The sequence below is a fragment of the Ahrensia kielensis DSM 5890 genome, from assembly GCF_000374465.1.
Taxonomy (GTDB): domain Bacteria; phylum Pseudomonadota; class Alphaproteobacteria; order Rhizobiales; family Rhizobiaceae; genus Ahrensia; species Ahrensia kielensis.
This window is the reverse complement of sequence record NZ_KB894535.1, coordinates 44,247-63,356: the sequence shown is the minus strand read 5'-3', so window position 1 is coordinate 63,356 and position 19,110 is coordinate 44,247. Positions and strand designations below refer to the sequence as shown.

Sequence of the window (19,110 nt, the reverse complement as noted above, 5' to 3'; positions counted from 1 at the left end):
AATTTCAATCAATTAGCTTTTACCAATATCATATTTTCTGTTACCCCGCTGTTACCCAAAAATAAAATTCGTGCATAGTCCAACCCAAGACTGCTTTTTTTCTAAGTGACAAGCTAACTTAAAAAAATATGAGTAATGTGCAGTTGAGTGAGATGAAATGGTACAGATCGGAGATATTGCGAATGTAATAGATAGCGGCGACTTGTTTAACTGGGCGCCTCTAGATGACGAATTACAGACGATTGCTACAATTAAGGCTCTAAATTGGAAGCCTCTCGGTAATCCATCTGAAGTTATTTACCATATGACCTCGATGCTGACGGAGATCAAAAGAAAACGTAGCTTGCTGGGTTCAGATATCTCAGACGAAGAGTTAGCCATCGCTTATCGCTGGATAAGGATGGAATTAAGCCGGCATGAGCGAGAGCCTGAGGTCACTCAAGAACTCTTAAATGATCTACAGCAAATCCAAAACGGGCTTGCAGCCACAACTGCGGCGTTGAACGCAAAAAAAGCGCGCCTCTCGCGAACTGAACACACTTTAAAAAATTGCGCAGCTGATCAATCGGCAGATATTAATCGTCGTCTAAACAGCGAGACGCAGCAAGTTGAGCAGCTCCAAGAAATGGCAGATGAATTAGCTCTGGAAGAATTCATCCTGTCTGCGGCTGCACGTGAGGTTGGCCATTATATTACGAATACAAATGACGGATTACACGTTCAAGAGATAGACGCCTCCAAGGTCAGAAAAACAGATGAACCCACGATGCGGTTTTTAGAAAACCTCACAAAAATTTGGGCTGAATATGCTGATCCAGAACTGGGCTTACCTTTAAGATCAGAAGGCGAAACCAATCCGTTTATTCGGTATTTGCAAAGCGGACTACTATTCTTCAAACATGCCGATTTATCCCCTCTCCAACTCAACTCATTAGTTGCTCAGCATTTCAAAAAAGCACTTGTGTCTGAATAAGCCCATTTCCTATTTAAAAATGTACGAGTCCTTTCGGTTAAGCTTCATGGCATTAATTTCCACCGACTTCTAACGAGTTGAGATAACGCTCAAGCTCTTGCGACCGCACTACCGACCGTCTTCCAATTTTTACAATTTTGATCTCCCCGTATTTCACGAGCTGATAGAAAAGCGATCTGCTAATACCAAGTGCCCGCGCACCCTCATCTATCGAATATGCTAAAACAGTACTCATCTTGTTTTCTCCAACATCCATTTGAGAGAAAACTATCGACAGGCAGCATCATTTAAAATCTGGACATAGAAATTTATTTTTTCAACGAGCGTCCACCCTCTCAGAACAGTGACTTTGGTCGCCCACATGAGCCGCCTCCAAGCTAACCTGCTCTGGCGCTTTCGGCCCATTGCTGCCGTTGCCCGAAGCATTATACGCTGCGTTGCAGCTTTCCTAAAGCTGCCGTTCGACACCTGACGCAGCAAATTTGACAGCCCAAGGTCGGCAGAGCGGACGAAGCGGCCAGATCTAGCAAAGTCACACGTCGATTGCTTGCTCGTCGTAGATAATATTTGCGTGCGACTCTTGCCAGCTCACTCTCGCTCTTCGTAAGATATTTTTTTTAATAGTAGTGGCCAAAAATGAGAAACAGTTTCCTTGGAAGAGCAATTACCGAAAAATACCGATTTTTGTGCAGAACGCATTAAATGACATTGATAGCGCACTGTTGATTTTCAGCAGATTTTGACCCATTTTTTCAATTGAACCTGCCCCACTTGAGCAGGCGCAACTAATTACGGGTAAAAAGTTTTTTGCATTGAAGGTGGATCATGACGAAACGACAAACTGGATTAATCTCACCCGACAATCAACAAACGCCAATTTGAGTGATACCTTGCTCGTTGCTGCCTAACTTTATTTGCCAACAAAGGGTCAAAACGGTTCCACCAAGAGCGCACCGTTTCGTGGCAGATATCGATTCCGCGTTCATGCAGAATATCCTCCACTTGCCGCAAACTGAGTGGAAAACGGACATAATACATCACGGCTGATTTGATGATTTCAGGCGAAGTTTTAAAATACTTAAAAATATTTTTCGTTGTCATGTTAGAAAATTATCGCGGTTTTCAAATAGCGGCAAGTTACCCTGACAGCACCTAAATTACGTATACTTCACCACTTCATGCTACGGTGAATACTGACAACACTTGCGCCTACGATCACAATATAAAAGGAAAACGCCCTAACAGATTGGCCGTTTTCCTCTTATGCTTACTCAAAGATCGAATGATACCCTAGTCAAAATGGGCTAAACTATCCCCACTTCATTTCGCCAGTTAAACCCTTTGCACCAACACTTAATGCAACGCCCATTCCCAGTTCAGGAAAGCGTGTTGTCATTGCTTCTATTAGTTCTGCTGATGAGTTTGTTTTCTCTAATTCTTCTTCGATGGCTAGAAGATAATCCTTGGTAAATTGCGCGACTGCAATTCCCAATGGCGCGTCAATCGTCATGTGGCCTGGAATAATAATCTGAGGATTTAGAGCAATTATTGAATCCAGAGTGTCAACCCATGGGTAATCCCCCGCTCAGTCCACTGCCTGAGCAGCTTGACGAATAAACTGCGCGACCGCGTCAGGGCTCGTCATTGGAAGAATATGTCCATTCTCGATCTCGACGACCGTCGACCCTGCCCGCTCTGACATCAGTCGTTGCAACTCGGGTGCAATAGTCCTGTCTTGGGTAGCAATGGCAGTCCAGCTTGGTTTCTCACGCCAAGCGGCAACTTGAACTTCATAAGTAAGGATCGCCATGTTTGACATTGCTTGAGACTGTGCCGCGAACTTAGCATCTTCGTCAGACAATCCATTACCCACAAGTGATTTAAAAGCATCAATACTCACCAGATAATGCCCATCATCAAATATCTCAAGTTTGTCGGGTGTAAAATCACTCGAAACAGAAGCAACTAGATCTGCGCTACTTTGACCCTCGTCGGGCTGAAACGCTGCGACATAGACGAGCCCTTTGACATTCGGATCAGTACCAACCTCAGTTATAACCACGCCGCCATATGAATGCCCGACAAGCAACACCGAGCCATCCAAAGCTTCAAGATTTCGGCGAACAGCAGCGATATCATCTTCTGCAGATGTTAGTGGCAACTGAGCTACGGTAACATTGTAATCATCAGCAACGAGGCGATCATACACCTCCCGCCATGTGCTTCCGTCTGCGTTTGCACCGTGTACAAGAACTATATTCTGTACATCGGCAAACACATCGACAGATTGCATCGTTAAGCCGCTAAGAGTGAGAACTCCGGACAATAGCAAAGTATTTAAATGGGGCATTATTTGTATCTCTTCTGACAGTAGGTTTCACTTCCAATGCGAGAGATAGCTTTTGAGATTTAAAATCACTATACTGCTAGATATTATAGCGCTTATTAATGAGATTTATAAATGGATCGCCGCGACCTACCCGATTTGCAATTATTCCAAGCCGTTGCAGAGGCCGGTAGCTTTACTCAAGCAGCGCGGAAGTTGGGGCGAACGCAGTCAGGTATAAGTCAGGCAATCAGAGCGTTGGAGGAGCGCATCGGAACACCCTTACTTGCCAGAACAACTCGAACTGTGCGCCCGACAGAGGCAGGTCAAAAATTGCTGGAGTCACTTGCTCCCGCATTGCGTCTGATTGAGAACGGGCTAACCGAGTTGAAAGAAGCGCGCAACGGAGTGGTTGGCGTTTTACGGCTTACGGCCATCGAATACCCCGCCAGAGCGATCATAACCCCTTTGTTAAATGAATTCGCTAAACACTACCCTAATGTTACCGTTGATCTACATGTCAGCGACCGCCTAACAGACATCGTTGGCAATGGGTTTGATGCGGGCATTCGAATGGCCGCGCATCTTGAGCAAGATATGACGGCAATCCCGCTTGGGCCCGATATATCTGCGGTAGTCATCGGCTCCACGGATTACTTTTCTCGGCGCGGCAAGCCTAATCGCCTTGAAGATTTAGCGGAGCATTCCTGCTTAAGATACCGTCTTCCAAGCCACGGTGAGTTGTTCCGATGGCCCTTTAAGCAGGGCAAACGACGAGTTGAAGTTTCTGTCAGCGGGCCGCTTATTACCAATAATGAACATGTCATGATTGAAGCCGCGCTGGCAGGGCAAGGGCTTGCCTATATGTTCGAGCCGTTCGTGTCGCAACATTTGTCGACAGGTAGGTTAGACACCTGCTTAGAGGAATTCTGCCCGCTTTGGTCCGGCTATCATCTATATTACCCTAGTAGACACCAGAAATCTGCGGCCCTCAGAGCAATGATAGATTTCATCCAGAGTAGTCGTCGACCATGCTTATAACTCGCGAAAAGACCCTGATAGCAAAAATTGGTACATTCAGGCTGCCGTTATAGACTTCGCCGACGACATAATAGAAATATTTCCGTCCATATCAAAAAAATCAAACTCACCATGATCAAAAGCATCAAGCTACATCCCATCGGTGTTTCAAAGACCTGGGAATTCGCTACAATTATATTTAACGTACAACGCTACAACTTAATATCAAAGTTAAACGATTGCCTTGACCAGTAGCACCTCGCATTTAACTTATAATTTTTATAAAGTGAGGAAAGAATTATCTTCAATATTCAACAATATAAATCATAAAAATCAATATTTAAGATTTAATCCAACCATTTATTACAGGCCGCTTATGTCGAGTTCACGCCCAGCGCTTTATCAATTAACTTCTGCGTGTAATCGCGTTCAGGCGGGGCATTGGTAAACAGGATACGGTACATGACTGGAGCGATCACTTGGTCCAGTAGGTCGTCAGTTGCGGGCGGTCGCTCTTCGTCGTTGTTCACGCGCGCGAGAATCGTATCAAGCTGCTGACGAGTGAAAGAGGAACACTGACCGGCATTGTCCGGCCGCTCACCGCCTAAGACTTCACGCAGCATTACTCGGCCCGGTTCTGAAGACATTTCCTCGACAAATTCATGCAACCATACCGCAAGATCATTGCGCCAATCTCCCGTATCTTGTGGCGGAGCATCCGGTCTCATGTTACGCGCAGCAACTTCTGCCAAAAGCTCATTAAGTGTTCCCCAACGGCGGTAGATGGTGGATGGGGTTACACCGGCCCGATCTGCGATCGCCGGAACAGTTAGCTCCGAAGGGTCTTGATTCTGTTTTAGCTCTTCCACTGCTTGAATCACAGCCGCCTGTATACGGGCGGAGCGTCCCCCTGGTCTCGGAACTACTTCTGTAGAACGATCAGTATTCTTAGATTTTTCAATCACTTGGCTTCCTTCTCAGCGCATAAGCATTACGACAACTCCCCTTAACGCAAAATATTTGCCTTAAGGGCGGTTCTCAAGTATAACGCAAAAAAATAGCTTTTAGCAAAGGAAACAAATATGAGCCTCAGAACCCAAAGCAAAAGTCACAGATCGGCCCCTAAATCCGAATTAGGATTGCATGCCCTTACCCTTATTACCTTTCTCGCAGCTTCTAGCGTACCAGCGCCGCTTTATCCGCTCTATCAAGCGCAGTGGAGCTTTTCCGCATTCACTATCACAATCATTTTTGCAGTTTATGCACTAGCTCTGCTTTTCGGCTTATTGTTCTTCGGCACTATGTCGAACCGTTTTGGTAGGCGTCCAGTAATTTTATTGGCTCTTATTATACAAGTTGTAGCGATGGGATTGTTCCTCCTTGCTCAAGGTAGCGCTTGGCTGATTGTAGCGCGGATTGTACAAGGTCTAGCGACGGGGCTAGCAACCACGGCTCTTGCTTCTGCACTTCTGGATCTAGATCAAAAGGCAGGAACAACAATCAACAGTATCTCACCTATGATTGGCATGGGCGTTGGCGCGCTTGGTTCGGGGCTTTTGGCACAAACGGCTCCTGCGCCACTTCATTTCGTTTATGTTCTGTTGATCGTTATATTTATCGTTCAAGCATTTCGCACCTTGATGAGTGTGGAGACGTCAGCGGAGCTTGCGTCCGAGCGCTGGTATCCACGTTTGCGAATGGAAATTCCAGAGGAAGCACGTCAGACCTTTTTGCGCGTTGCGCCCATCAATATTGCAGTCTGGTCGCTTGGCGGCTTCTTCCTATCCCTAATGCCTTCGCTAATTGGGGAAATTGCGCCAAACCAAGAGCAGGTTCTTGGCGGTGGTGCGGTTGCAGCTTTGACGCTCGCCGGAGCTGCGGCAGTTCTGAAATTCCGCAATCAATCGGCAAGAACGGCACTACTAGCTGGAAGTCTTGCTATGATTGTCGGCCCAGCGATCATTTTAGGCAGTATACATATTTCTAATGCGGAAGTTCTGATGGCAGGCGCTGTCGTTTCGGGCCTTGGCTTCGGTGCTGGTTTCCTCGGAGCCATGCGCAGCGTTGCGGTACTTGCAACACCGCAGCAACGCGCAGGACTGCTCTCAGCGTTTTATACAGAAAGCTACTTGTCGAATGCCGTTCCTGCGCTCATCGCTGGGTTTGCAGTACAGCACGTTGGTCTTTTTGAAACCGCAACAGTATTTGGCGCAGTTATCATCGCGCTTGCTGCGCTTTCATTTGCCTTAACGATCCTCAAGAGCGCCCCCACATCAATGGAGCAGAAATCATGATTCCTACCTATACACCTGAACTAATAACCGAATTGGCACGCCGCCAAATGTTGCACTTACCAGAAGAGCGGCTGGAACTGATTGCCGCGACATTGACTCATGTGCGCACATTTATCGCAACGCTTGATGCAACGACCCAAACAAGCATTCTTAACAAAGAGGCAGATCTCGATGAAACCCTTTGAACTCTCTATTTCCGAAGCCGCAAACCTGATCAGCAAAAAAGAACTATCACCAGTAGAACTCGTGAATTCTGTTCTCGATCGCGTAGAAGAGGTCGACAGCAATATCGGCGCCTACGCTTTGTTGACTGCAGATCAAGCCCGTAAGGACGCTAAACTGGCTGAGCAAAAAGTGCTGGATGGTAATCCTTTGGGAGCACTTCATGGTATCCCGTTCGCGCTAAAGGATCTCATCGATGTTGACGGTCTGCCGACCAGTGCCAGTTCACGGGTACAAGAGGGGCACGTTGCGCAAAGCAGCGCAACCGTCACACAATGGCTGCAAGAGGCAGGTGGCATTCTCACTGGCAAGACTCACACCCATGAGTTTGCTTTTGGTTTAACCACACCTCAGACAGGTAATCCATGGCACTTTGATCACACGCCTGGCGGATCAAGTGGAGGCTCAGCTGCGGCTGTTGCTTATGGAGGAGCGCTTGCCGCAATTGGAACGGATACGGGAGGTTCAATCCGCGTGCCAGCTGCACTGTGCGGTGTTGTTGGTTTGAAGCCAACACGCGGATTGGTTCCGCTTCAAGGTATTTTGCCCCTTGCTAAATCGCTTGACACCGTTGGCCCCATCACCCGCACTGTCGGTGATGCGGCACTGATGCTTGAGGTCATCACTGGCGGCTCCAAAGCATATGCAGCAGCACTTGGTGCATCGAGCCAAGAACTTTCTGGAATTAAGTTAGGTGTACCAATAAATTATTTCTATGATCAGTTGGATTCAGAGATTGAGCAGGCTTTGCACAATTTACAAAAGTCGCTCGCTGATACCGGTATCGAACTTGTTGAAATATCGGTGCCACTGACCGAAACGATCATGCCCAGCCAATGGGGTATCATGCTGGCAGAAGCTGCACGTGTACATTACGAGAATATACGTTCCAAACCGGACCATTTCGGCGAGGATGTTCGCCTTCTTGTAGAAACCGGAAGCCTCTTGCCCGCACAAGATTATTTGATGGCAAAAGAGGCACAGGCTCGCTTGCAAAAGGGCTGGCCTTCAATGTTTGAACATGTTGATGCGCTCATCGTGCCGACTGTTCCTACTGTGGCTGCAAGGCGTGATCAAGATGTATTTGACTGGCCAAATGGGATTCAAGAACCTGTGGTCGAAGCTTATGTTAGGCTAAATGCTGGCGCAAACTTGACCGGTATTCCTGCTATTACAGTGCCTATCGGCATGCACTCAACAGGTCTGCCATTGGCTGCACAGTTCATAGGGCCAAACCATTCTGAGATGTTACTCTTGCGAATAGGAAAAGCTGCCGAAAGCCTTACCGGAGGTGCGAAACCTTTAGCGCAAAATGCCCAAATAAGCTAATTGCAGAGATATATTAGGACTATGTGCTAAGCCTGTTGATTTTCAGCATGTTTTGACCCATTTTTTTATTTGAACCTGTCCCACCTAAATAGACGCAAGTAGTTACGGGTAAAAAGCTTTTTCAATTGAAGGTGGATCATGAAGAAACGACAAACTTGATCAATCACAACTGACAATCAACATAGTGGCTTTTGCGACGATTTACGGGATTCCTGAGAAAATCGCTTGAACCTCTCTTATATTGCATCAAGGTTGATCGTAATCATAGGTTGAGGGGGTTGAGGCTTGAAATGGCACGAAGCATCACTGACGAAGAAATTGGTTACATAAAGGCAATGTTAGCGCGCGGCAAGCGTAACGTGGATATTCAGTTTTATTTTAACCGCCAAGACCGCCCCGTTAACTCTGGTAGGATAAGCCAGATTAGAACAGGAAGCTACGGCCCGGAGGTTGCGCAAGCGACTGATCAAGATCTTGATACCTTTTTACATAACTTCGAGGCCGCAGCTGTGGGTGTTCCTGTCAAGGAGGAAGATGCTGGACCACCAACTATAGCTGAACGCGCGAAATCTCTGTTTGAACAACTTGCTGATGGAAGCTGGAAGCTACGCGATGAGGAAACGTCCCAGCAGGAATGTAAAGAGACGTTCAACCCAAAGAAAATGACGCCCATCATTAAAGCGATTGCCGCCTTAGCAAACAACAAAGGGGGCTTTGTATTCATTGGTGTTGAAAATGCGGGCTGTAAAGTTGTCGGACTGCCTGATGACACTTTTCAAAATACTGACATTGTGCAGGTTAGTCAAAAGGTGAAAACTTTTCTTACTCCGACACCGGACTTCATTAAAGCCACGATTGTCATTGGTGGAATGAATGTTGGAGTAATCTATGTCGAAAAGTATGCCGAACCTCCTATAATTGTCAGTCGGGACGGCGACGGGCTCGAAAGTGGTGCAATCCTGTTTCGCTCACCCGGACAGACAGCTAAAATTAGCGCCGGTGATCTGCTTATTTTGCTGCGTCAACGGGATCAGGCCAGTCAGTCAAGACTTCTTAGGTCGGCACAGCGCGTCGCAGACATAGGTCTTCAAAACTCTCTAATAGTAGACACCCGTGAGGGGACCATTGAGGCAGATGACACCAAAGTTATGATTGATCGAGACTTAGCTGATCAGTTGGAATTCATTAGGGAAGGTGATTTTGAAGAAGTGGAAGGTGCTCCCACTTTGCGCCTTATCGGAGATGTCCGAGCAATAGAGCCTGACGGCCAAATTCGAGAACGGATCGAAAATCGCGTTCTAACTGCGGACACGGTTCTACAAGCTTTCCTTGCACAAGAACAGGTGCGTTCACCAATAGAGTTTGTCCGTGAGTCGGCTTTGGTGCAGCGTCAATGGCTTCCCATTTTCTATTTCATAAGCCTTACTAACACTTCGCTTGAGGATGCTATTGTGATATTATCGCAGACAGAAGCGGTTTACGCCAACTCGAAGGCAAATGCACTTGAGCGACTTCGGGGCCAACGCAGCGCGTTTATACAAGCGTCCGGCCAAGCAGCTCCTATTGTACAAAAAATCCAACAACGTGAAATTGACGATTTAGAAGATACGAACGAAGATCCAGCTATTGCGAGGGCGATTGCAGGCCTGCCAACCGATTTTGAACACATCCAAGATGCTTTGGACTTGCTCCAGCGGATGTTTGCGAGAGCAGAAGGCAACTCCAGCTTGAAGGGAGCAATTTTCAAAGCAGCCGCAAGATTGGACGAAATTGCATTCTTACCTCGTTTCGCGGACTGATGGAAACTTTTGTAGCGCTGTGGGGGATTTTGCACCTGTAGCGAATGGCAGCTAACCGCCCGTTTGAGACTTTTGCCAAGTTCCAGCGCATCGAAACTTTAGGCCCATAACCGACTGTCGACCACGAGTGTTGACTGATCTGAAAACGTACTGCCTTACAACGCAAAATAAGCATTATCTGTATGGCAGCGCAGCGGGTTGAAGCGGACATCCGCTCTTCAAGATCCTGTTGCCAAGACAAACTGCATTTATAAGATCCGTGCATGATTGACTTCCTTCTCATTGCAATTATCATGCTGACTTTCATATCGAGCTTCAGTCTGTTGGCGCTCGGCACCTATGAGCTCATCAATCCGGCTTTCAGATTTTGGCCGCCGCCTGAAGACCAGCCAAGGAAAAAGATCGTTTTCATGATCCTCTTTCGGATCGTGGTGTATGGGCTAGTCATTTATTCGATAATGTATCTTTTGCGAGCCGAGTTTCAGTTATCTACCCCAGCTATCCTACTGGCCATCCTTTTGTTTGCTTGCGGCCTTGCCACCGCACTTGGCGCAACGATAGCCCTTGGTTGGGCAAACGCATTAGGGTCAAAAGAAGGACTGCGAATTGACGGGATGTTTCGATATTCACGTAACCCGATTTACGTCGCCACTTGGTTTGGCCTAACGGGATGGGCTCTCCTCGTCCCTGTCCCACCGGTAATCGCAACGTTGATGAATTGGGCATTGCTCTATTTAGTTGCGATTTTCATAGAGGAACGCTGGCTTACGCGGAAATACGGCGAGCCATTTCTCGAATACTGCCGAGAGGTCAGGCGGTTCTTCTGATCAAAATATTCAGCTGATCTTCCGTAACGTTAGGTTCGGGGCCGCCTTACGCCAGTGCAGTATGCATCTTGAGTGTAACGCCGGTCTGATCGACATGGACGGTCCAAAGCGGACATTAAACGCTTTAGGTGACACAAAAATCATTATGCGCGAATCCCTCCACGCCTTTGAACGGCCCCCTCAATCTTGGGTGCGCTATCCTGTCTTTGTCCGCGTCTCTCAAGCAATGTTGCCATCTCATCAGCTGGAATTGCTTTTGAATAGAGATATCCTTGTCCAAGGATGCAGTCCCGTTCTACTAGCAGCTCTGCTTGAGCCAATGTTTCAACACCTTCAGCAATCACGCGCATGCCCATACCCTTGGCGATATCAATTATGCCTTCGACAATACAAGTTCCCGCATGCTCACAGCCCAAATGATCGATGAAGCTCTTGTCGATCTTGATGATATCAACAGGAACTGTAATGAGATGGGTCAGGGATGCGAAACCGGTGCCAAAGTCGTCGAGTGCCACTTTGAAACCTGCTGCCCGGAATGAAGCGATCTTGTTTGCAATGTTCTGATTTTGTTCGCAAATATAAACCGATTCAGTTACTTCTAGGATCACATGGCGAAGCGGGACATTTTCTGCTGCGAATGCTTTTTCCAGACTCTGCAAGATATCATTTCCGCTGAAATCAGCAGCAGACAGATTGATGCCGACGTGCTGGAAAGGAATGCCCAGTCGTAGCCAATTACCAACATCGCGACTGATGCATCTGATCATATGCTGCGTCAAGTTTACTGCAACGTGGGCATCTTTTGTGGCTTCGTGGAATTGAGCTGCGGGAACTATGGTGCCGTCGCTCAATCGCATACGTGCCAGAGCTTCCACGCCAACCACTTCACCCGTATCGATGCGAACAATTGGCTGATACCAGGCTTCGATCCTATTGTCGTTCAACGCTTCGGCAACATTCCGGATAGCCTCTGCACGCTTCAGGATGACAGATGCAATCGTCTCATCATAGATGGCAAAGGTACCTCGGCTTATATCCTTGGCATGGTAGAGAGCGATATCCGCATGATGGCGGGTCTCAGCAACAGAAAAGCATTCGTTGGATCGCGCGATGCCGATGGTGACAGTCGGAAGGATTGTGTGACCATTACACTTGACTGGCTGCCTGGCCATAGCAACAATCCGATCGACGATCTCTTCGAGGGGCTTTCTGAGTGTTTCATCGAGGATCACTGCAAACTCGTCACCTCCCAAGCGATAGGCGGGCAAGGGATGAACCGCGCTTGCCAGCCTTGTAGCAACTACTGATATCAAGTCGTCTCCAGCCGCATGTCCGAATGTGTCATTTACAGTTTTGAGATGATCGACATCGAGAAGGAGCAGTGACCATTCATCGTTGGATCTTTTTTTCTGCAGGGCCTCATAAAATTTGGCGCGGTTTGGCAGGCTGGTCATCACATCGGTAAATGCCAGACGTCGGTGTTCCTGTAAGCGCTCGTGAGATTCCAGTGCAATCATGCATATAGGTAAGCAACCGATAACTATGGTTTGCTCAAGGAGAGACGGTGCCCGGGGCTCTTCAAAGTAAAGCGCAAATGTGCCAAGTACAGTACCATTGCTGCCAAATATTGGGCTGGAAAAGCAAGCTCGCAGCCCAAAAGACAAGGCAAGAGACTTGTAGGGTTCCCAGAGCGGATCACGTTTAATGTCAATGACGGTGACACTCTTCTGCAGAAATGCAGCCGTACCACATGAGCCTATTGAGGGGCCTATAGGGATATTATCAAGCGCGCTCGTGTATTGATCGGGAAGGCTTGGCGCGGCGCAAGGATGCAATAGATTGTTTTCATCGAGGGTCAGGATCGAGGCATGTGCGCCGGGCAACAGCAGTTCGACCTCCGAACAGAGCCGCGCCAACATCACGCCAAGCTCGTCGCCTTGTGCGACCATTTTAAGAATACTGTTTTGCAGTTCGAGCAGCATAATAACCTCCACAACGCAAACCATGCTTAACTGTTTTAGGTTGCAAACTGTTTAAATGGCTGCTTGCCTTTTGAGTGGTGCTGTTAATCGAATGCAAACCAATTCTGATTTCGTTAATCTTTCTAGGGCACGGCAAAGTTTGAATTTTGGCCAGTGAACCAAGACGAGGTTCAGTCCTGAACCTCCACTTATCGCCCAATCGGGAAATTCATGGGAGTTAGTGGCTTAGTCGGTTTGTCCGCAAAGCAGACCTCCATGCATTGCGCAGCAAAGGTCCGGATCCCGCCCAAATTACCAAACTCTTATTATTGCTATCGGCCCATAAATGCCATTAGCAAAGAAGCTTGCCTCTGCGTTGCAACTTCCAAAAAGCGGACATCTTAAATACATTTATATATAAGACTGTCGAAGAGTATTTTTTGGGCCCGCTCTTTGATCGAGATCGTTATGCATGCCAAATGGCGCTCGCTTAACTCAGCCTCCACTAATGTTCCCCACCCAATCTAGAAATACCCCTAGTCGCCGAAGGCCTGAAACACGGGTAAGGTAAAGCGCTGAGATATTCAAAGGGGCCGCGTCGAGCTGGCCGGGAAATAGTTCAACCAGTCGACCTTTAACGATATCCTCAGTAATCATGAAATCAGAAAATCGCGCTATGCCCAGTCCGCCTAACACCATCTGGCGTACGGCCTCTCCATTGCCTGCAGACAGTGCGGAGGGCATCGTCACGGGGGTGGACATACCAGCAAAGCGCAAGGTGTTTATATGATCTGGTGCCACGAACCGAACTTGCTCCAGCTGTGCAAGGTCGGCTGGTGTTTTGGGCCAGCCGTTTCGATCAAGATATTCCGGTGCAGCCACCAATTTCCAAGCCGTACATCCCAAGTAGCGGTGCAACATGTCGCTATCAGGCAGCTGGCCCAGCCGGATAGCAACATCTGCATGGCTGCCGATCAGATCCACCAGCGTATCTGTCATGTCGATAGACAACTGGATGTCGGGGTATTGCGCGTGAAACTCAGCCAGACGCGGGGCGAGCACATGCAAGACGTAAGGAACTGGTGCGTTTACACGTAGTGGTCCGGCGGGGGCCTGTCCGCTTGTTGCGATCTCTTGCAGAGCTTCGCTGCGGTCTAAAATCTCGCGCGCTTCTGCAACAACAGCGGCGCCTTCGGGCGTAATCTCGATGGATCGCGTAGTGCGGCGAAGCAATGTGACCTTCAACTGATCTTCCAACCGAGAGACCGACCGACTGAGCGTAGAGGCCGATACCCCTCTGCGCCGCGCGGATTCAGCAAAACCGCCATCATCGATGATCCCGACAAAAGCGGCCAAGTCTCCCATGCGTAGTAATTCGTGCAATTTTTGCAATGATCCATTCCAAACTTGACTGTTCTCGCAATAGATAGCGGCTGGCATATACCGTGTCGACATCAAATTTATTGGAGAAAACCGATGCCACTTGCCCTTTGGGCGCTGACCATCAGCGCTTTCGCCGTCGGAACGACTGAGTTCGTTATCGTCGGCTTGCTTCCCACCATCGCCATCGATCTTGGCGTTTCCATTCCTTCTGCTGGCCTTTTGGTCAGTCTTTATGCCCTTGGCGTAACCATCGGCGCGCCGGTGCTTACGGCAATGGCCGACCGCGTGCCGCGCAAGACATTGTTGCTGCTCCTGCTGGCGCTGTTCACACTTGGCAATGCTTATGCCGCCTTTGCGCCGGATTATAATAGTCTGGTCGTTGCACGCTTCATTACCGGCTTGGCGCACGGGGTGTTCTTTGCAATCGCCTCGACGATCGCGACCGATCTGGTTGAACCCGAAAAAGAAAGTTCTGCCATTGCGCTGGTGTTCCTTGGTCTAACAGTCGCGTTGGTAACCGGTGTTCCCTTGGGGACGTTCATCGGCCAAAACTTCGGCTGGCAGTCGACCTTCCTTGGCGTTGTCGCGCTTGGCGTGATCGGCTTCATTGCCTCTGCGGTGCTGGTGCCAACTAATTTGACCAACACTGCTTCGGCGGGGATCAAAGCCCAATTACAGGTGCTAACCTCGCCTCGCCTTTTGCTGGTATATCTGATCACAGCTGTCGGCTATGGCGGCAACTTCATCGCCTTTACCTTCCTTGCACCGATGCTGAACCAGGTCACGGGTCTGTCTGCAGGCGCGGTTAGTCTGGTGCTATTGCTTTACGGTGCGTCTGTCGCCGTCGGCAACATTGCCGGCGGAAAATTAGCTGACCGTATCGGTGCAGTAGCGTCCCTGACGGTAATCTTTGCTGGCCTTGCTATATCACTGGTCGCACTTGGTGCGTTTCTTACACACCCGATTGCAGCCATCGCCGTTTCTGCCTTCTGGGGTGGCTTTGCCTTCGCCAACGTGCCGCCGCTACAATCTTACGTCGTACAAATTGCACGTGAAGTCTCGCCGAGTGCGGTGGATGTGGCGTCTGGTCTGAACATCGGAGCGTTCAACCTTGGCATTGCCGGTGGCGCATGGGTCGGAGGGCTTGTGGTCGAAGGCATCGGTCTTGCCGCTGCTCCTTACATCGCCGCGGGTGTGGTGGTTGTCGGGATCGTTCTGGTGCGCCTGTCAGGTCGCCTGAATGCGACCATACCCCAAGCCATTGCGGCTGAATGAACTAGCTTGTTCCGCCGCATGTTCGTGCGGCGGAGCAAACCAATAATAAGGAGCTTCGTATCATGTCTGCCCTGAATTTGATTTACAAAGACCACCTGACCTTTGGCATAGAACTGCTTCTTGACCGCGATTGGACTGAAGCTGGGCAGCTCCGTGCCCGTAACGAGGGCCGCCCCTTTGGTGTACCAAACATCTCAAGCCCCGCCAAGGGCGTGGAGCTGGCCGAGAGCCTTGGCTTTGGTGCAGTCTGGCTGCGGGATGTACCGGTTCACGATCCGAGCTTCGGGGATGCAGGGCAGGTTTTCGACCCGTTTTCCTATCTTGGCTTTCTTGCCGGTCGCACCCGACGCATCGCGCTAGGCACCGCCGGTATCGTCTTGCCGTTGCGCGATCCGATCCTGCTGGCCAAGATGACAGCCAGCCTGCACCATCTATCGGACGGGCGGTTTATCCTTGGGATTGCGTCGGGGGATCGTCCGTTGGAATACCCGCTAATGGGGCTGAACTATGAAGCTCGCGGGGCCACCCTGCGCGAACGGGTCGACCAGATGCGCAATCTTTGGTCAGGCGATGCGCTGCAAGGGCCACAAGGTCCCGTCACAGTGCGCCCGTATGTGCCTGAAGGTATCCCGATGGTAATGGCCGGAATGGGCCAACAAAGCCTGCAATGGATCGCCCAGGAATTGGATGGATGGTTCACTTATCCCGGCCCTCCTAAGCAGGCCGAGCGACGCCTGTCGATGTGGCGTCAGGCGCGCAACGATGCTGGTCTACCAGTCGCGCCGGTCCTGACTGCTATGCACTTGGACCTTGACCCAAATCCCGATGCGCCCTTCCAGCCTATCCAGTTCGGAGGCCGCATAGGTCGAAATGCTTTAACAACTCACGTTCGTTCTCTGCAAGCTGCAGGGGTCGCCCATATCGCCTTTAAACTGCGCCAATCACAGCGCGAAATAGAAGATGTTCTGGCCGAGTTGGCCAAACATGTCATGCCTGAGTTCACAGAAAAAAATACAATGGAGACAGTACAATGAGTATCACCCTTATCGGACCCGCCCAAATTCCCTCCATGGGCTTTGGCACATTTCAACTTGAACAAGATACGGTAGCTGACATGGTGAGTGCAGCACTTGCCGAAGGATTTAGACATATTGATACGGCACAGGCCTATGAGAACGAAGAGCAAGTTGGAGAGGGTTTGGGTCGCGCTGATGCCCGTCGTGAGGATGTGTTCCTCACCACCAAAATACTGCCCGAGCACTTTGCACCTGAAGCCTTCACCTCAGCCGCCGAGGCGTCTCTAAAACGATTGGGGACGGACTATGTAGACCTACTACTCCTACACTGGCCGTCAAAAGACGTGCCGATTGCAGACACAATTGGGGCGCTAAATGATCTGATTGCAGCAGGCAAAGTACGGCACGGAGGCGTGTCGAATTTTACCATAGATATGGTCAACCAAGCACAAGCTGCGTTGAACACGCCCTTGGCCGCGAACCAAATAGAACTTCATCCGCTGATCGACCAAACGCGGATGATCGCTCACCTCGCGAGCAAGGGCATACCGGTCGAGGCTTACTCACCGCTGGCGCAAGGCAAAGTCATGGAAAATACAACACTGCGCGATATTGCAGCCGCGCATGATGCGAGCCCGGCCCAGGTTTCCTTGGCATGGGTCCTGACGCGCCAGATGAGCATCGCGCTGCCCAGGACCGGCAATACGAACAGGCTTGCCAGCAATTTACGCGCTGCGGAGATCGTGTTGAGTGCAGAGCAGATCACTCAAATTGACGCCCTTGGTACTGCGAAGGGACGCTTGGTCAGTCCCGAAACGCTCGCACCTAAATGGGACTGATCCCTTTTTGGTCCTGCATTTTTCAGCAGGGCCAAGACACCCCGATGTCAGCTTTCGTTGCCTGAACCCTAATGCTTTGTAGCAGCCGCGAATGTCCGAAAGCCACCCATTGTGTCGATCTACACGAACGGCCCAAAGCAGACGCAAACCATAAAATTAGTTTGTCATCGTGGATAACGTCGAATCTGATGTCTGAAGGTTAAACCAGCTCCGCCGATGGCGAAGCTGCTACATTTAATCGCCTAAACATTGACTCCTTGGACTGCCGAGGCAAGTGGTTCGAGTGCCGCCATCTCCTGTGCGGTGAGTGAAATTGACGTTGATGCAACGTTTTCCTCAAGGCGGCTACGCTTTCGGGTTCCTGGAATGGGAACTGTTTTGACATTAAGCTTGCGGCTTTGGGCGTAAAGCCATGCAAGCGCAATTTGCGCCGCCGTTACATCGCGCGCCGAGGCGATGGCCTCGATCTCTGCAACCAGAGCAATGTTTGTTGAGCGGTTATTATCTGAGAATCTTGGGAAATGCCGACGCGCATCGTCTCCAGCCAGCGACTTTGCAAATGCCTTTCCAGTCAACATTCCGCGTCCCAGCGGAGCATATGGAACAACTGTCACACCCAGTTCGGAGGCCGCCGGAACAACTTCTTCTTCGATGTTGCGGGTGAAGATTGACCATTCTGATTGTATAGCGGCAATGGGGTGAATGGCATGAGCCGCACGTAGCTCGTTGGCGCTGACAGCCGACAAACCCAGCTGCTTCACTTTACCCTCATTAACCAAATCAGACATCGTTCCTATGGAATCTTCCAAAGCCACGCGGTCGTCCCGGCGATGCATATAATAAAGGTCAATAACATCGACGCCAAGCCGCTTTAACGAACGATCAACAGCGCCTCGAATGAATTCAGGACGATTGTCGATACTCCAGTCATCCGGGTTTTCCGGCGTGCGGCTGTAGCCAAACTTTGTGGCTATCACGACTCCGCCTCTGTTGGCCGCGATGAACGGCGCAAGGAATTCCTCGTTTGCACCGAGCCCGTACATGTCAGCAGTGTCAAATAGGTTAACTCCGAGTTCCAAGGCTCTTTCTAGTGTCTCGCGTGAACCAACCTCGTCAGGTTCTCCATAGAATTCACTCATACCCATGCAGCCAAGACCCTGAATACCTATTTGGGGACCATCTTGACCAAGTTGATCTTGCTGGATGTTGTTAATGTTGCTTGTCATATTAATTCTCCACATTTGGACAAGCATGACCTATAAGTGTGGAGTAAACTCCATGGTCAAGGATAAAAATGCTAATTTCGGAATTTGCGAGAACTGTAGAACTCCCTGTCGACACGATACGATTTTACATAGCGAAAGGCCTTCTGAAGCCTGATCGTAGCCTTAAGGGTGGCTCTAATCCGTACCACTTATTTAAGCCTGAGGACGTGACTGCTGCTCGGATGATCCGGCTTCAACAAACGCTGGGATATACTCTCTCAGAAATTCTTACTCTCAACGATGAGTATCGCGCAGGTGAGCATTCCTCGGAACGCACTATTGAGGTTCTTGAATTGCAGATTGAACGATTGCAGGAACGTAAGATAGCTCTTGATACTGCATTATCCTTTCTTCGCAACAAGGTGGACTGGGTAAAATCCGGCAAAGCGGGTGATGCTCCGAACTTAGAAGATTATCAATAGTGAAGCGAGAGAGCAGTGCGCGAACGTTGCTGAAAGGTTCCACAAAACCGTCAGATTTCAAATCTGTAGGGAAAGAATGCTCTCCGCCCAAATTGCTAATAAGCTGGATCGGGTTTCTTGAAGCTTTAAGCAAATACTACGATCACATATAAGAGTGAT

The 19,110-nt window shown here is 49.5% G+C and carries 18 protein-coding genes; 11 read left to right on the top strand and 7 right to left on the bottom strand.

Features of this window, described 5'->3' with window-relative positions; translation table 11 throughout:
- Positions 1–157: 157 nt before the first annotated feature.
- The gene (locus tag C504_RS0116135) at positions 158–973 is read left to right on the top strand and encodes a hypothetical protein (protein WP_018688447.1); all 816 of its coding nucleotides are present in this window, start codon (positions 158–160) and stop codon (positions 971–973) included.
- 52 nt (positions 974–1,025) lie between these two features.
- Here the strand turns inward: C504_RS0116135 and C504_RS19155 are convergent, their stop codons facing one another.
- From C504_RS19155 to C504_RS0116115, 3 genes are all read right to left on the bottom strand, one after another.
- Positions 1,026–1,208: a helix-turn-helix transcriptional regulator gene (locus C504_RS19155; protein WP_018690352.1), complete on the bottom strand. Its 183-nt coding sequence runs from the start codon at positions 1,206–1,208 to the stop codon at positions 1,026–1,028.
- Between the two features lie 1,074 nt (positions 1,209–2,282).
- Positions 2,283–2,483: a hypothetical protein gene (locus tag C504_RS0116120; protein WP_018690407.1), complete on the bottom strand. Its 201-nt coding sequence runs from the start codon at positions 2,481–2,483 to the stop codon at positions 2,283–2,285.
- Positions 2,484–2,558: 75 nt separating this feature from the next.
- A complete protein-coding gene (locus C504_RS0116115; RefSeq protein WP_018690406.1) occupies positions 2,559–3,266 on the bottom strand; it encodes an alpha/beta hydrolase in 708 nt (235 codons plus the stop codon).
- Positions 3,267–3,434: 168 nt separating this feature from the next.
- On the opposite strand from C504_RS0116115, the gene C504_RS0116110 reads away from it, so the two are divergent.
- Positions 3,435–4,340 carry a LysR family transcriptional regulator gene (locus C504_RS0116110; protein ID WP_018690405.1) on the top strand — a complete coding sequence of 302 codons (906 nt, stop codon included), beginning with the start codon at positions 3,435–3,437 and terminating at the stop codon, positions 4,338–4,340.
- Positions 4,341–4,693: 353 nt separating this feature from the next.
- Here the strand turns inward: C504_RS0116110 and C504_RS0116105 are convergent, their stop codons facing one another.
- Positions 4,694–5,284: a TetR/AcrR family transcriptional regulator gene (locus tag C504_RS0116105; protein ID WP_245555249.1), complete on the bottom strand. Its 591-nt coding sequence runs from the start codon at positions 5,282–5,284 to the stop codon at positions 4,694–4,696.
- Positions 5,285–5,401: 117 nt separating this feature from the next.
- Here C504_RS0116105 and C504_RS0116100 point away from each other — a divergent pair, with 117 nt between their 5' ends.
- The 5 genes from C504_RS0116100 to C504_RS18440 all read left to right on the top strand — a co-directional run bounded on the left by C504_RS0116100 (position 5,402) and on the right by C504_RS18440 (position 10,790).
- Complete coding sequence (locus tag C504_RS0116100) at positions 5,402–6,613, top strand: MFS transporter (protein WP_018690403.1); 1,212 nt, start codon at positions 5,402–5,404, stop codon at positions 6,611–6,613.
- A complete protein-coding gene (locus tag C504_RS0116095) occupies positions 6,610–6,798 on the top strand; it encodes a hypothetical protein (protein ID WP_018690402.1) in 189 nt (62 codons plus the stop codon). Before C504_RS0116100 ends, C504_RS0116095 begins: the two co-directional genes overlap by 4 nt.
- The gene (locus C504_RS0116090; protein ID WP_018690401.1) at positions 6,785–8,164 is read left to right on the top strand and encodes an amidase; all 1,380 of its coding nucleotides are present in this window, start codon (positions 6,785–6,787) and stop codon (positions 8,162–8,164) included. The genes C504_RS0116095 and C504_RS0116090 overlap by 14 nt, the downstream gene beginning before the upstream one ends.
- A 290-nt stretch (positions 8,165–8,454) precedes the next feature.
- Entirely contained in the window at positions 8,455–9,963 is a 1,509-nt protein-coding gene (locus C504_RS0116085; protein ID WP_018690400.1) for an AlbA family DNA-binding domain-containing protein, read from the top strand.
- 263 nt (positions 9,964–10,226) lie between these two features.
- Positions 10,227–10,790, top strand: a complete 564-nt coding sequence (locus C504_RS18440; protein ID WP_018690399.1) for a methyltransferase family protein — start codon at positions 10,227–10,229, stop codon at positions 10,788–10,790.
- A 143-nt stretch (positions 10,791–10,933) separates the two neighbouring features.
- On the opposite strand, the gene C504_RS18105 is transcribed toward C504_RS18440, so the two are convergent.
- Both C504_RS18105 and C504_RS0116070 read right to left on the bottom strand, forming a co-directional pair.
- Positions 10,934–12,772, bottom strand: coding sequence for a sensor domain-containing phosphodiesterase (locus C504_RS18105; RefSeq protein ID WP_018690398.1), 1,839 nt, complete (start codon positions 12,770–12,772; stop codon positions 10,934–10,936).
- A 474-nt stretch (positions 12,773–13,246) separates the two neighbouring features.
- A complete protein-coding gene (locus tag C504_RS0116070) occupies positions 13,247–14,143 on the bottom strand; it encodes a LysR family transcriptional regulator (protein WP_026317589.1) in 897 nt (298 codons plus the stop codon).
- An 84-nt stretch (positions 14,144–14,227) separates the two neighbouring features.
- On the opposite strand from C504_RS0116070, the gene C504_RS0116065 reads away from it, so the two are divergent.
- From C504_RS0116065 to C504_RS0116055, 3 genes are all read left to right on the top strand, one after another.
- On the top strand, positions 14,228–15,409 hold the full coding sequence (locus C504_RS0116065) for an MFS transporter (RefSeq protein WP_018690396.1): 1,182 nt from the start codon (positions 14,228–14,230) through the stop codon (positions 15,407–15,409).
- A 62-nt stretch (positions 15,410–15,471) separates the two neighbouring features.
- The gene (locus C504_RS0116060; RefSeq protein ID WP_018690395.1) at positions 15,472–16,443 is read left to right on the top strand and encodes a TIGR03571 family LLM class oxidoreductase; all 972 of its coding nucleotides are present in this window, start codon (positions 15,472–15,474) and stop codon (positions 16,441–16,443) included.
- Positions 16,440–17,264, top strand: a complete 825-nt coding sequence (locus tag C504_RS0116055) for an aldo/keto reductase (RefSeq protein WP_018690394.1) — start codon at positions 16,440–16,442, stop codon at positions 17,262–17,264. The genes C504_RS0116060 and C504_RS0116055 overlap by 4 nt, the downstream gene beginning before the upstream one ends.
- Positions 17,265–17,506: 242 nt before the next feature.
- Here C504_RS0116055 and C504_RS0116050 read toward each other — a convergent pair whose 3' ends face one another.
- Positions 17,507–18,490, bottom strand: coding sequence for an aldo/keto reductase (locus tag C504_RS0116050; RefSeq protein ID WP_018690393.1), 984 nt, complete (start codon positions 18,488–18,490; stop codon positions 17,507–17,509).
- 68 nt (positions 18,491–18,558) lie between these two features.
- On the opposite strand from C504_RS0116050, the gene C504_RS0116045 reads away from it, so the two are divergent.
- A complete protein-coding gene (locus C504_RS0116045; RefSeq protein ID WP_018690392.1) occupies positions 18,559–18,951 on the top strand; it encodes a MerR family transcriptional regulator in 393 nt (130 codons plus the stop codon).
- Positions 18,952–19,110 lie beyond the last annotated feature (159 nt).

Excerpts from the sequence above, each read along its gene's own strand:
- C504_RS0116085 (WP_018690400.1), top strand. The coding sequence starts at position 8,455 with ATGGCACGAAGCATCACTGACGAAGAAATTGGTTACATAAAGGCAATG.
- C504_RS0116110 (WP_018690405.1), top strand. The coding sequence starts at position 3,435 with ATGGATCGCCGCGACCTACCCGATTTGCAATTATTCCAAGCCGTTGCA.
- C504_RS0116050 (WP_018690393.1), bottom strand. The coding sequence starts at position 18,490 with ATGACAAGCAACATTAACAACATCCAGCAAGATCAACTTGGTCAAGAT.
- C504_RS18440 (WP_018690399.1), top strand. The coding sequence starts at position 10,227 with ATGATTGACTTCCTTCTCATTGCAATTATCATGCTGACTTTCATATCG.
- C504_RS18105 (WP_018690398.1), bottom strand. The coding sequence starts at position 12,772 with ATGCTGCTCGAACTGCAAAACAGTATTCTTAAAATGGTCGCACAAGGC.
- C504_RS0116135 (WP_018688447.1), top strand. The coding sequence starts at position 158 with ATGGTACAGATCGGAGATATTGCGAATGTAATAGATAGCGGCGACTTG.
- C504_RS0116100 (WP_018690403.1), top strand. The coding sequence starts at position 5,402 with ATGAGCCTCAGAACCCAAAGCAAAAGTCACAGATCGGCCCCTAAATCC.
- C504_RS0116090 (WP_018690401.1), top strand. The coding sequence starts at position 6,785 with ATGAAACCCTTTGAACTCTCTATTTCCGAAGCCGCAAACCTGATCAGC.
- C504_RS0116045 (WP_018690392.1), top strand. The coding sequence starts at position 18,559 with ATGCTAATTTCGGAATTTGCGAGAACTGTAGAACTCCCTGTCGACACG.
- C504_RS0116115 (WP_018690406.1), bottom strand. The coding sequence starts at position 3,266 with ATGCAATCTGTCGATGTGTTTGCCGATGTACAGAATATAGTTCTTGTA.
- C504_RS0116120 (WP_018690407.1), bottom strand. The coding sequence starts at position 2,483 with ATGACGATTGACGCGCCATTGGGAATTGCAGTCGCGCAATTTACCAAG.
- C504_RS19155 (WP_018690352.1), bottom strand. The coding sequence starts at position 1,208 with ATGAGTACTGTTTTAGCATATTCGATAGATGAGGGTGCGCGGGCACTT.
- C504_RS0116065 (WP_018690396.1), top strand. The coding sequence starts at position 14,228 with ATGCCACTTGCCCTTTGGGCGCTGACCATCAGCGCTTTCGCCGTCGGA.
- C504_RS0116055 (WP_018690394.1), top strand. The coding sequence starts at position 16,440 with ATGAGTATCACCCTTATCGGACCCGCCCAAATTCCCTCCATGGGCTTT.
- C504_RS0116060 (WP_018690395.1), top strand. The coding sequence starts at position 15,472 with ATGTCTGCCCTGAATTTGATTTACAAAGACCACCTGACCTTTGGCATA.
- C504_RS0116095 (WP_018690402.1), top strand. The coding sequence starts at position 6,610 with ATGATTCCTACCTATACACCTGAACTAATAACCGAATTGGCACGCCGC.